The organism is Chlamydiales bacterium (genome assembly GCA_031292375.1).
GTDB lineage: Bacteria > Chlamydiota > Chlamydiia > Chlamydiales > VFKH01 > JARLHF01.
In genome coordinates this window covers 12,361-24,737 of sequence record JARLHF010000023.1, presented here as the reverse complement: position 1 = coordinate 24,737, position 12,377 = coordinate 12,361, and the positions used below count along the sequence as shown (strand labels likewise).

Genomic DNA, 12,377 nt, shown 5'->3' with positions numbered 1-12,377 from the left:
GGCTTTTATAACGCAGGCCTTCAGCCTGCAATTACCCCTTGGGCTTACCTAGGTGCACAAGCACGTAATGTATAAATCTAGCGCTTATATTTGAGAGCGGCCTTTGATTTAGCCCGACTTCTAACAGAAGGCTTATCATAAAAACGATGTGCTTTTGCTGATTTCATGATCCCTTCTTTATCCAACTTTTTTTTCAAGGCACGAAGAGCTTTATCTAACGGTTCACCAATACGAATTTTTACACTGGGCATTGACCTCAATTCCTAACTTAAATTGTAATTATTTATTTTCATTTATCACAAACAACACTTGCATGTATACAAACAAGAACACCCATACTACATGATTTCTTCATATATCGGCAATTTAATTCACATCAATACTGACTGCCACATCTCAGAAGGCTCCTCTTCTTCAGAGTCTTCAGTTTGCTCGGCAATCTCTTCTTGCTCTTTCCCATCACAACCAACACTATCTTGATCTGATAACTTTTCCTGAGAAGCTGTTAAGCTGGATAAAGAAAGGGAAGGATGAGGGTTTTCATCCTTTTTAATCATATAATTAACCCTTATTGAATTAAAATCTCTCTTTTTTTGCCTTAATTCCTTTAAAGAAGTGTCAGCTTCTATCAACAATAACTCTTTTGCAAGTTTTATCAACTTTCCAACGACATCTCTTGCCTTCTCTTGCTCTTCTTCTTTTTCAAGGCGGGGAAAATAACCCTTGTAAATAGTGTTTATAAAATCTCCAATTCCATTCAATACTTCTTCTCTTATTTGCTCTGCCTCTTCTACTGTAAGTTTAAATGTTGCCTCGTTACTAATTTCGAGCAATCTCTCAGCCAATTCTTGTTCTAAAGCTTTACGTAATTGCTGACGCCCAACTAACTGATTACTAGATAAATTAGGTGCAGACGAGGTCATTAATACATTATCAGCAAGATTACTCACCCTTGAAATAATAGCACTTTTTGAAATCCCATCATCTTTTGCATCCAAGGAATCAAATATAGCTGATGGAAAATCATCTAATGGTGAAGCATAATCTTGTTCATTTTCACCCGAAGAGACCGTATCAGGCACAATTGTATCTATATTCAACGACGGTATAGTCCCCACATTAACCCTAACTTCTTTTTTTGAAAAAAGACTAAAAACCTTAGCAAAACCCTTCAAAATATAATTAACTATTTTATTAACAATACCTCTAATACCATCCATAATAGAATCAACAAACAAAGAAAACCTTCCCTTATTCGAAGATTTTTGCGCTGCTACTTCCTCGGGTATCAACACTCCAACAGCATTTTGAGGCAATAAGTTAATATTAAACTCTACCATAACTACTCATTAACCCTTATTTTCCTTCTTTATCAGGATGCTTTAGAAAGAGAGAAGAGCCCTTAGGAGGAGAAGTAACAACTACTGGCTTTTTATCAGGAGTAAAATAATCTCTCTCCACCTGTAGGTGCTGAGCAAATTCTGAATATATGACAGCCTTAGCCTCTTCTGGTTTCTTTAAGGATATCGAAGGCTTAACTGAAGAAGGAGATGGAGGAACACTCTTTCCTGACATATGTAGCCTTTTAATGTCTTTTAACTGCCCTTCCTTCTCACTGAGACCCCCTGTAAACTTATCTGCTCGAAGCTTTTCAGCTATAGAGACATCTGGCTTCATTACCAAAAGATTATTTGTAAGGTCCACTAATTGTGAAACTACCCCGTGCCCATTCTGTAGATTATCTGAACTGCTAGTACCTATTCCACAAATGTCTATTACTACAGCATAAATCTCTTGCAATAAAACTTTCCTTTGAAAAGACAAACAATCATTGTTTAAAACAACTATTGGCGCTTTCTCAACGCTCAATAAACATGTCTTAAGCTCCGAATTAATCAACTTACGGATCTCCTCTACTACAACAAATAGTTCTTGTAACTGTACATGCAAGGGGGGGGATTCTTGAATAACACTGTTAAAAAATGAAGCTTCCATGGTATCAGCAGAATCAAATGACTCTAAAAGGCGAGCGTTAGGTTCAGTTTGTGGAGGCAGATCTTGAGCCTTTTCTGGATTTGGAGGGGGTAAAGCGGGTGTAACCAATGCATTTACTGAGGCAGATGGGCCCACTGGAGTTATTATAGACTCTATATGATTCTTAACTTGCTTTTTTGAAGAGAGGCCAAAAATTTTAGCAAGCCCATCCAAAATAGCATTGACGATTTGCATAATAATGGCCTTAATACTATTTAAAAAGCCTTCATTATTCGTATTTTGCTTGGCAGACTCTTTGGGCGTGGATACCAGTGAAGGAGTAGATCTATTTTGAACCGATGTAGCAATAGTATTGTGTGTCATAAACATCCCTAAGATCGATTATTTTATCACCGAAAAGAACATGCCTGCTTACAAGCGGCTGAAAGGGATAAAAATAATTCCAGATAAAAAAACCTATATCTTAGTGAATGGTATCACAATTTAATATTTAAAAATGCATAAATTTTAAGAAATGATGAAGAAAGCCCTTTTAGAAGAGAGCTAATATATACACAAACAAGTTCAAGAATTGTTTGTGTATAATGTACTCATGTTATGCTGAGACTTTCTCTACTAGGCCGATAATGCTCCACTCTTTATTTAGTTTTTCACTAAAAGCTTTATCTCTTAATGATTTAGGTAAATAATCTTCAATATGTTCTCTCAACTTGCTATAATAAGTTGGGCTTCTAAATCTGTGGTCTATTATTCCAGCATTTGGATGTGATTCTAAATAAGTAACCCTTTTTTTACATCTTTCCAGACCTTTACTATCAATTGCAGGAACTGGGTCTCTCAAAGCTTTTACTCTACAATGCTCTACCTTTGCACAGGTCTCTGGGTAAATATAAGCACCTGGTGCAATAGCTACAACGCGAATGCGTTTTCTTAAAGCTTTATCATAGTTAAGTAATGCATTTCTTACATGAATTGCCCCTTGACTATGACAAATCATAAGAAACTGAGCACTATTACCCTTATTTTTTTCAAAAAATGCATTCCACATCTTGTGTAATTCACCTACAGGCTCTGTAGCATTATACATTAAGCCTTGCCTGCACTCTAAAAGGTCTGCAATTTTTCCATGCGTTGCATTATAAACACCGTGCACATTATAACCATTGGCCATTCTTGAAAGATACTGCGCACTACTTTTAGCACCCTCTTCAGGGTTCCAAACACCATTGATAAATCCAATTTGATATTCCGATTCTTCAAAACACTCCAGATCATAAATTTTAGATGGTTTATTATTTGAACAATATTTTTCAAAAGACTTCATCATCACATCTGGCAAAGACCATTGAGTTTGCCAATCCAGATCATTTTGCCATGCCTTTCGATATTTCTGGCGATTCAGCGTATCAAATATCTCAAAGTAAACACCCCTTTGATCCTCATCAAATACCTTTTTAATGACATCATGGTCAATACATTCAATACAGCCCAAATCCATTCTCATGATCGTAGTTGGCAAAAGCTCTTTATAATGATTGTCTGTAAATGCTTTTATGCGCTCTGGTGTTAAAGAAATGATATTTATAACATCACTACCCAAAATTTCTGGCTCAAACTTCTGAAAATCTATCTCTGTTGGATGTGTATTAAAATATGCCTGAACAAAATTGATTTTTTGAGAATCGGTAAAATGCATACGTAACTTAGGATGAAATGCTTCTAGGCACTCTGCGCTTAAACTTTCAAAGGCTTCAGACTTCAATAAAGAAAGAGTCTTTTGAGTAAATGTTGCAATATGTTTTGGCAAAATTTCACAAAGCTCTCCATTAATTAACCTCTTTTGAAAAATAGAAGAATATCTATCTAAATTACCAAATCCGCATACTTCAAAATAAGCACCCTTTTGCGCTTTAGATAAATTCCTTACATATATTGGATTAAGCACCTCTAAAACCGTACTAGCAGCAAGTCTTATTTTATCTGCGGAAACCTTTTTCATTTGCTCAAAAGTTAAAGACTGGATATTTCTTTCAGAAAGGTAAGGAAAATACTCTTCCATTTCTCGATATCCTTGGAAAACCAAAAGAATATACTTACAAATTAGGTCATACCAAGCATCATTTTTTTGAAAGATAAAGTAGGGAAGATTTCTGGGAGAATTCTCACTTGCTGAAACTGATGACATTTGAATCCTAAATAATTTTTATTATTAATTTGTATCATTATTATACAAAAACAATATTAATTGATTATTCAGAACAAATTAATATGACATAAAGATATGTAATTACGTAAGGAGTCTAATCAAGAGTTTGCTGTCCACTCTTTCAAATAGAGCAGATCTAAAGAGCCGTCCAGGCTAAAGCACTTTTTTTCAAATTGCACTTTTGCAAGGCGCAGCATCTGTAAAATATCTGGCCCAAGCTCACTCCAAAGAGATGAATTTAAGCCAATGGCTTCTAATTTAGATTTTATTGGCTCGATACAAGGCGTAACTATGTGTTCAACCTCTTGCAAAAGAGAGATTGCATCAACTAATGGCAAAACCTTAGCAGAGGTACTAATTTCTACTTCCCCCCCTGTTTTTTTGCCTATTGCGATATAAGCACCGCCCATTCTTGCATCGATAAGAGATGCAAACATCCCATCCTCTTTAGGAATCAATGCTTCCAAGCCACAAACACCTATCAAAGGGATTTGAAGGGCATATGAGAGCGTTTTTGCAACCATTGCCCCCACTCGCAGGCCTGTATAGGAGCCAGGACCTCTTCCAACAACGATAGCTTGCAATTCTTTTGCAGAAAGCAAAACATCCCTCAAACCTTGATGAATGATTGATACTAAATATTGTGATGCCGGCTGCCCAAGGGAGAGTTCTTTTTTAAAAAGAACATTATCACCCTCACAAATGGCTACAATACCCCGCTCACAACTTGTATCAATAAGAAGTGTGCGCATCACAACATCTCAATTTTTTTGGGCAAAATAAGACTCTCTAGTGTGCGCAAGAAAAATCGATCTGTCATACCGGCTATATAATCTACAACCATCTGTACAGGACTTGTAGAGGCAAGATAAGATTCTGTTTTATGAAGCAAATATTGGGAAAAAAGAAGACTTGCTTCTTTTTTCTCCGTAAAGTTTTGCAGTATTTCTTCAAAAAGAAAACTATAAGCTCTCTTAATGCGTTTTGACTCTACTTTTAGTTTGGGATGATTGTAAATCCTTTCAAAATTAAATTTCCGCATGATCTTTAATGCATCATAAACCTCATCAGAAATAACGATTTCATCTTTACCATAACTCATGCACTGTACATCTTTAGCAACAACATGTAAAATCTCTCGATTTGTATTACCAAGGCAAGTTTTAGGGATCTCTTGCCGCTCAATTAAGCCCAAGCGATGCGCATCTTCCAAGTCTCTTCCAATATAACTAATTTTATCACAAAGCTTTACAAGACACCCTTCCAAAGTCATTGGCCAAATATTTTGAGAAGGATCTTTTTTTCTTTGTTCTAGCTCATTAAAGTGATCAGGCCAGGTTTTGATAGGCACAGGCTTAAGCCTTGAGGCAACAAGTCCTCCTGAATGGCATAAAAAACCATCATATACAGCAAGGCCTAGGTTGAGAGGCTCAATTTCTCTCAGAAGGCGGCAAGAATGCTCATTATGAACAAAAAAACCGTTTCCAGCTGCAAAGGAAAGCTCACTTAAATACCCCTCACCTTCGTGACCAAATGGAGGATGCCCTACATCGTGTCCAAGAGCTATTACCTCCACAAGCTCCTCATTTAAGTGTAGCCTTTTGGCAACGCCCCTTGCAAAATTACTAACAAGTTGAACGTGTAACGAACGGTGAGTAATGTGATCATCTGCTACAAGATAGACGACTTGCGTCTTGTCAATGTAGCGTGAATAAGCTTTTGAGTTAACAAGGCGGTCTACATCTCTTTGATAGGGCAATCTATGATCTTCTTCTTCTTTAAGGTAGCGACTATGGTCTCTTGAAAACGCCGCTTTTTCAAAAAAAGTCTGTTCTTCGACTCTCAAGGCATCTTCCTTATAAGAGGAAAGAACTCTATTTTGCTCATCTTTTTGCATCATTACACAACAGCTAGATTGAATATTTTAATGGGGATATGCTAGACTGTTGTTCTTTTTAGAGTCAAATTGTATCTGTTTTTATATAAGGATTTATTTTGGACAATCAACTACCAGACGACGAAAATTCTATGGATATAAGCAGTTTAGAAGAAGCTGTTCTCGATGCCATTGAAGAGACACATCAACATGGATCAAAATCTTCTCTTCCTCCAAACAAGCTTTATGTCGTATCTCTCAGTAAACGCCCCTTTTTTCCAGGGATGGCAGCTCCCATCGTCATAGAACCTGGCCCCTATTACGAAGTCTTAAAACTTGTAGCTAATTCAGAGCATAAATACATAGGACTGATGCTCACAAAAAAAGAAGACATAAGTGCCTTTAACCTCACTTTTGATGACCTTCACAAAGTAGGTGTAGTGGCAAGAATTTTACGTATCATCCCTATGGAGCAGGGAGGCGCTCAGGTTATTGTCAACGTTGAAAAGCGCTTTACTGTAGCAAAACCTGTCAAAAAATCTAAATATCTCATGGCAGTACCCATCTACCATGAAGACAAAGCTGTAAGCTCGGAAGAGCTTAAAGCCTACAGTATCAGTATTGTTACAACCATTAAAGAACTTTTAAAATTAAACCCTCTCTTTAAAGAAGAGCTTCAAATATTTCTTGGACACTCTGATTTTACAGAACCTGGAAAGCTTGCAGACTTTGCAGTGGCCCTAACTACTGCAAGTAGAGAAGAGTTACAGGACGTGCTTGAAACTTTCGATGTAGAAAAACGCATCGATAAAGCACTTCTTTTACTCAAAAAAGAGCTAGACTTAAGTAGACTACAAAATAGCATCAATCAAAAAATTGAAGGGATGATCTCTAAAACACAAAAAGAGTTCTTTTTAAGAGAGCAGCTCAAAACAATCAAAAAAGAACTTGGCATTGAGAAAGACGATAAAGCATGTGACTTAGAGAAATTTGAAGAGCGCCTTAAAGTAAGAACCATTCCTCCAGATGTTCTTAAAACCATCAAAGAGGAAATGGAAAAGCTCAATGCTTTAGAAACCATCTCTCCTGAATACTCTGTCTGCAGGAACTATTTAGACTGGCTTACAATAGTGCCTTGGGGCGTTTTTAGCAAAGAATGCCACGACTTAAAAAAAGCAGAACATATCCTTGCAGAAGATCATTATGGCTTAGAAGATATTAAAGAGCGTATATTAGAGTTTATCAGCGTAGGAAAACTCTCTGGCGGCGTTAAAGGAAGCATCATTTGTTTAGTCGGACCTCCAGGTGTTGGTAAGACAAGCATTGGAAAAAGCATTGCAAGAGCACTGGATAGAAAATTTTATAGATTTTCTGTTGGTGGAATGCGTGATGAAGCTGAAATCAAGGGTCACAGAAGAACCTATATAGGTGCCATGCCTGGTAAACTCATTCAAGCGCTCAAGTTCACAGAGACATCCAATCCTGTCATCATGCTCGACGAAGTCGACAAAATAGGCTCGAGCTACCAAGGAGATCCTGCTTCTGCTCTTTTAGAAGTTTTAGATCCAGAACAAAACAAAGAGTTTTTAGACCACTATCTAGACGTACGCTGTGATCTTTCCAATGTATTATTTATCGTTACAGCAAACGTGCTAGATACAATACCAGAGCCCTTAAAAGACCGTATGGATATACTACGCCTTTCTGGATACATACTCGAAGAAAAAATCCAAATTGCCAACCGCTATCTCATCCCAAGAAATAGAAAAAGCATGGGGCTAAAGGCAAATCAGGTGTCTTTTACAAAGGAAGCAACAGCTGCAATCATCAATGGTTATGCAAGAGAAGCGGGCGTTAGAAGCCTCGAAAATTACATTAAAAAAATCTTGCGAAAAGTAGCCCTTAAAATTGTACGTCAAGAAGAAGACAAAAAAGAAAAAGAGCTCTATAAGCTAACTCCCGACAATTTAGCAAAATACATAGGCAAGCCTGTATTCACATCGGATCGCTTCTATAAAACAAACCCCGTTGGCGTATGCAACGGTCTTGCATGGACATCTATGGGAGGAGCAACTCTTTATATTGAAGCTATATGTGTTCCCTCAGATAAAACGGAGATGAAGCTTACTGGACAAGCAGGTGATGTCATGAAGGAGTCTTCACAAATTGCTTGGAGCTACCTTTTTAGCAAATCAGAAAAATATGCACCTGGCACTGCTTTTTTCAAAAAAACCTCCGTACACATCCATATTCCAGAAGGTGCAACTCCAAAAGATGGGCCTTCTGCAGGTGTTACCATGGTTACAGCGCTTCTCTCACTATTGCGTCAAGAGCCTGTTACCGAAGAGCTTGGTATGACAGGTGAAATCACGCTTACGGGAAAGGTGTTGCCAGTTGGTGGAATCAAAGAAAAATTAATCGCAGCAAGAAGATCTCGCCTCAAAACCCTTATTTTTCCAAAAGAAAACCTAAGAGACTACGAAGAGCTTCCCGATTACATCAAACGCGATATTAAAGTACATTTTGTTGAAGAATATGATGAAGTCTTTGCTCTGGCCTTTACAGCAAAGAAAAAAAAGTATAAAAATGTTTTATGACAAAAGAAAATCTAACACCTTTTCGTGATACTTTTACAGCGTTCTTTCGCACTAAATTGATTGACCCTGCAATTATTGAAGCAAAAGTTCAAGAACTGCGCGCGCAAAAAAAAACTATTGGCACGCTCAATGGCTCTTTTGACCTACTGCATGCAGGTCACCTGCAAATTATCTATGAAGCATCCACTGTTGCAGATGTTCTCATTGTTGCTCTCAATACAGATAGCTCCATCAAAAAATACAAAAGCTCTCATAGACCCATTATCCCTCTTGATTATAGACTTCAGATGATGAGCGCTCTACAATTTGTTGATTATGTCACATGGTTTGATGAAACAGATCCAAGAGCTCTTCTTAAAAAAATCCGCCCAGATATCCATGTCAATGGGGCTGACTGGGGAAAAGATTGTATTGAAGCAGAAACTGTAGCTTCCTTTGGAGGCAAAATACATATCGTCCAACTTGTTCCAGGACTTTCCACCTCTATTATCCTTAAAAAAATCAGAGCATCATGCGATTAATTGGCCCTCTTGAAACTTTAGAACATGCAGAAAAATTCTCTTCATTTCTTCAAAGAGAAAATATCGCAAATGAGATAGAAAAAAATAGTGAACAAGAAAAGTTTCTAATTTGGGTACACAATGAGGACCAAGTAGACGTTGCAAAAAAATGGCATCAAGAATTTACCACTAACCCAAAAAATACTTTCTTTGATCCACCAGAACAGCTTGTTGTTACCAACACAGATCCTCTTCTCATAAAAAAACAACCCCCAATCAAAAGACAGTTTGCAACGCCGCTCACAACACTACTCATCGTGCTTTCTGCTTTTATTTTCCTCTATGAAGAATGGACAACACCTACTCCTCCCAAAGAGATAGAAAAGCAACTTTTTCCTATGGCCTATGCCCCCCCTATCATGAAAGATCTACTTTATGATTATCCCAAAGCCTATGAAATCGGCGATGAAATTACTAAGCTCTATACTCCAGAAGAGATCCAAAGCAAAAAAACAACAGATCCTAAATTGCAAGAACTAATAAAACAATTCCAAACAACACCTTATTGGAAAGGCCTCTATGATGAATTTATTATAAGTTCTCAGCAAAAAGAAATAAGTCTTGCCTATCATGGCCCTTGGTTTGAAAAAATTCAACAAGGCGAATGGTGGCGCGCCTTTACCCCCTGTTTATTACATGGCAATTTACTCCATATTCTATTCAATGTAATGTGGATTGTTATACTGGGCTATCAAATAGAAAAAAAAATCAATGCCATTAAAACAGGCATTTTTATTCTCCTTTCGGGAATATTTTCAAATACATGTGAATATTTTATAAGCGGCCCAAATTTCTTAGGTCTTTCTGGCATTGTATGTGCTATGGCAGGATTTATCTGGATGCGAAGAAAAAAAGCTCCCTGGGAAGGCTATCTGTTACACTCCTCTACCTTTCTTTTTCTTGCCATCTATGTGCTTGGAATGTTTAGTTTAGAGCTTGTCTCTTTCTTTCTACAATTATTTGGAAAATCCTCCATCTCTCCAGGGATTGCCAATACTGCTCATATCACAGGCGGACTTTTTGGCATGTTTCTTGGATCCTTTAAGTTTTTTGCAAAACATATTCCCCATCGCAATCATCAATTATAAAATTTTAAGTTGACATAAGTAAAATAATTTCTATACAATGAATAAAACTTGTAAGGGAAAACACTTATGCGCTCATCTAACAAAGAAACTACTTTTTTAAGCCTTAAGCAAAGCAACCCCCTTTCTGTATCCGAGCTTAATGAAATATTAAAAAACATTTTATATCTCAAGACATTCTGTGCTCTTAACTGTTCTTGGATAAATGATGAACATATCTCTCTTTTAAAAGGTTTGATTTATCTCAAAAAAGTAGATTTGTTTGGATGCGACTCGATCACAGACACAAGCCTTTATCACCTAAAAGGTTTAAATATTCGAAAATTAGACCTGTCTGGGTGTAAAAATATTACAGACGATGCACTTATCGCACTTAGCAGTCTACCCCTTCGCTATCTTACTCTTACAAATTGTAAACAAATTACAAACAAGGGTCTTTATCATCTAAGACACATTCCTTTTAGACAGCTCTCTTTAACGGGATGCGAAGAAATCAGTGATGAGGGTATTGCTTATCTAAAAACAGAACATCTGCATGAATTACATCTTAGCGGATGCAAGAAAATCACCAACCAAACACTCTTTCACCTAAGAAATGCCATAAACCTTCAAAAGCTCAATTGTGCAGAATGTCGCCATCTGTCCAATGAAGGCCTTATTTACTTAAAACAATTCAACAAACTAACGCATCTTACTCTTACAAAATGTGATCGCATCTCCGATAATGGCTTAGAACACCTCAAAAACTTGCCCCTAGAGCATTTATCACTAATCGAATGCCATACGATTACTTTTCAAGGCCTCTCTCATTTACACACAATTCCTTTTATCTCCCTAAATTTATCAGGCTGTCCAGAAGTTACAGACGTTGCCCTTCTACCGCTCAATGCAGCACGCCTTGAACAACTCCACCTTATTGGCTGTACTCATGTTACAGAAGCAAGCCTTGAAAAATTTAGAGAAAAAAATGTCCGCATCACTATGGACATTCATTAGACAAGATCCATAAAATCGGCTACAATGGCGAACCTCTTCATTTTTGCAAAGTCCATATTCAAAAACTACAAACCAGCAAAAAAGATTGAAAAGTTGCCAGAAGATCCCTAAGATTGAGCAATTTAAACCCAAAACTCAGGTTATTATGAGCGTTCGTGATTTAATCATCCTTGGATCTTCTAGTCAGCAACCAACACGCTTTCGCAATCATGGAGCTTACCTTGTCCGCTGGAACGATGAAGGGTTTCTTTTTGACCCAGGAGAAGGTACGCAGCGTCAATTTATTTTTGCAAACGTAGCACCTCCTGTTGTCAATCGCATTTTTATCTCCCATTTTCATGGCGATCATTGCTTGGGTCTTGGCTCTATGCTCATGCGTTTAAACCTAGATAAGGTCACTCATCCTATCCACTGTTACTATCCAGAGAGTGGAAAAAAATATTTCGATAGACTTCGCTATGGCACCATCTATCATGAAACCATCCACGTCATAGAACATCCTGTGTCCTCACCTGGGCTTGTACACGATGATGGCAACTTCAAAATAGAGGCTGCATTTTTGCAGCATGGTACTGACAATATTGGCTGGCGTATCACCGAAAAAGACACACGTAAATTTTCAGAAGAAGCTTTAAAAGAACAAGGCGTCTTTGGACCTAATATCAAGCAATTAGAAGCAAAAGGCCATCTAGAAATTGCTGGAAAAACAGTCCATATAGACGATGTCAGTCATATACGACCTGGTGACTCCATCGCAGTGGTCATTGATACCCGTTATTGCAAAAATGCAATTGAAATTGCAAAAAACGCAAAAATCCTTCTCTGTGAAAGCACCTATCTAGAAGAGCATAAAGAACTTGCGCATAAACACTTCCATCTAACCGCAAAGGAAGCAGCTCAAATAGCAAAAGAAGCACATGTCAACAAGCTTATCCTCACCCACTTTTCAGCGCGTTATCAATCACTAGAAGGCTTTTTAAATGAAGCAAGGGCTATCTTCCCAAACAGCGATGTTGCAAAAGATTTAAAAGTCTTCCTCTTCCCCAAAACTTAAAAAAGTTC

The 12,377-nt window shown here is 37.5% G+C and carries 11 protein-coding genes; 5 read left to right on the top strand and 6 right to left on the bottom strand.

The annotated features are described in order from the left end of the window. Positions 1-77: 77 nt before the first annotated feature. The 6 genes from rpsU to P4L16_03770 all read right to left on the bottom strand — a co-directional run bounded on the left by rpsU (position 78) and on the right by P4L16_03770 (position 6,101). Positions 78-251 (bottom strand): 30S ribosomal protein S21, encoded by a 174-nt coding sequence (gene rpsU, locus P4L16_03795; protein ID MDR3624247.1) that lies wholly within the window; start codon positions 249-251, stop codon positions 78-80. A gap of 120 nt (positions 252-371) precedes the next feature. Beyond that, the gene (locus tag P4L16_03790) at positions 372-1,340 is read right to left on the bottom strand and encodes a hypothetical protein (GenBank protein ID MDR3624246.1); all 969 of its coding nucleotides are present in this window, start codon (positions 1,338-1,340) and stop codon (positions 372-374) included. Between the two features lie 16 nt (positions 1,341-1,356). Further along, a complete protein-coding gene (locus P4L16_03785) occupies positions 1,357-2,358 on the bottom strand; it encodes a hypothetical protein (GenBank protein MDR3624245.1) in 1,002 nt (333 codons plus the stop codon). Between the two features lie 232 nt (positions 2,359-2,590). After that, complete coding sequence (locus tag P4L16_03780) at positions 2,591-4,180, bottom strand: DUF687 family protein (protein MDR3624244.1); 1,590 nt, start codon at positions 4,178-4,180, stop codon at positions 2,591-2,593. A gap of 119 nt (positions 4,181-4,299) precedes the next feature. Next, on the bottom strand, positions 4,300-4,953 hold the full coding sequence (gene tsaB, locus P4L16_03775) for a tRNA (adenosine(37)-N6)-threonylcarbamoyltransferase complex dimerization subunit type 1 TsaB (GenBank protein ID MDR3624243.1): 654 nt from the start codon (positions 4,951-4,953) through the stop codon (positions 4,300-4,302). Beyond that, positions 4,953-6,101: an HD domain-containing protein gene (locus P4L16_03770; GenBank protein MDR3624242.1), complete on the bottom strand. Its 1,149-nt coding sequence runs from the start codon at positions 6,099-6,101 to the stop codon at positions 4,953-4,955. Before P4L16_03770 ends, tsaB begins: the two co-directional genes overlap by 1 nt. Before the next feature lie 128 nt (positions 6,102-6,229). Between P4L16_03770 and lon the strand changes: the two genes are divergently transcribed. From lon to P4L16_03745, 5 genes are all read left to right on the top strand, one after another. Further along, positions 6,230-8,674, top strand: coding sequence for an endopeptidase La (gene lon / locus P4L16_03765; protein MDR3624241.1), 2,445 nt, complete (start codon positions 6,230-6,232; stop codon positions 8,672-8,674). Continuing rightward, the gene (locus P4L16_03760) at positions 8,671-9,195 is read left to right on the top strand and encodes an adenylyltransferase/cytidyltransferase family protein (protein MDR3624240.1); all 525 of its coding nucleotides are present in this window, start codon (positions 8,671-8,673) and stop codon (positions 9,193-9,195) included. Before lon ends, P4L16_03760 begins: the two co-directional genes overlap by 4 nt. After that, a complete protein-coding gene (locus P4L16_03755) occupies positions 9,186-10,322 on the top strand; it encodes a rhomboid family intramembrane serine protease (GenBank protein MDR3624239.1) in 1,137 nt (378 codons plus the stop codon). The genes P4L16_03760 and P4L16_03755 overlap by 10 nt, the downstream gene beginning before the upstream one ends. Before the next feature lie 66 nt (positions 10,323-10,388). Continuing rightward, on the top strand, positions 10,389-11,315 hold the full coding sequence (locus tag P4L16_03750; protein ID MDR3624238.1) for a hypothetical protein: 927 nt from the start codon (positions 10,389-10,391) through the stop codon (positions 11,313-11,315). A 145-nt stretch (positions 11,316-11,460) separates the two neighbouring features. Then, entirely contained in the window at positions 11,461-12,369 is a 909-nt protein-coding gene (locus P4L16_03745) for a ribonuclease Z (protein MDR3624237.1), read from the top strand. The last annotated feature ends 8 nt before the right edge of the window (positions 12,370-12,377 follow it).

Excerpts from the sequence above, each read along its gene's own strand:
- P4L16_03750 (MDR3624238.1), top strand. The coding sequence starts at position 10,389 with ATGCGCTCATCTAACAAAGAAACTACTTTTTTAAGCCTTAAGCAAAGC.
- rpsU (MDR3624247.1), bottom strand. The coding sequence starts at position 251 with ATGCCCAGTGTAAAAATTCGTATTGGTGAACCGTTAGATAAAGCTCTT.
- P4L16_03760 (MDR3624240.1), top strand. The coding sequence starts at position 8,671 with ATGACAAAAGAAAATCTAACACCTTTTCGTGATACTTTTACAGCGTTC.
- P4L16_03780 (MDR3624244.1), bottom strand. The coding sequence starts at position 4,180 with ATGTCATCAGTTTCAGCAAGTGAGAATTCTCCCAGAAATCTTCCCTAC.
- P4L16_03770 (MDR3624242.1), bottom strand. The coding sequence starts at position 6,101 with ATGATGCAAAAAGATGAGCAAAATAGAGTTCTTTCCTCTTATAAGGAA.
- P4L16_03755 (MDR3624239.1), top strand. The coding sequence starts at position 9,186 with ATGCGATTAATTGGCCCTCTTGAAACTTTAGAACATGCAGAAAAATTC.
- tsaB (MDR3624243.1), bottom strand. The coding sequence starts at position 4,953 with ATGCGCACACTTCTTATTGATACAAGTTGTGAGCGGGGTATTGTAGCC.
- P4L16_03745 (MDR3624237.1), top strand. The coding sequence starts at position 11,461 with ATGAGCGTTCGTGATTTAATCATCCTTGGATCTTCTAGTCAGCAACCA.
- P4L16_03790 (MDR3624246.1), bottom strand. The coding sequence starts at position 1,340 with ATGGTAGAGTTTAATATTAACTTATTGCCTCAAAATGCTGTTGGAGTG.
- P4L16_03785 (MDR3624245.1), bottom strand. The coding sequence starts at position 2,358 with ATGACACACAATACTATTGCTACATCGGTTCAAAATAGATCTACTCCT.
- lon (MDR3624241.1), top strand. The coding sequence starts at position 6,230 with ATGGATATAAGCAGTTTAGAAGAAGCTGTTCTCGATGCCATTGAAGAG.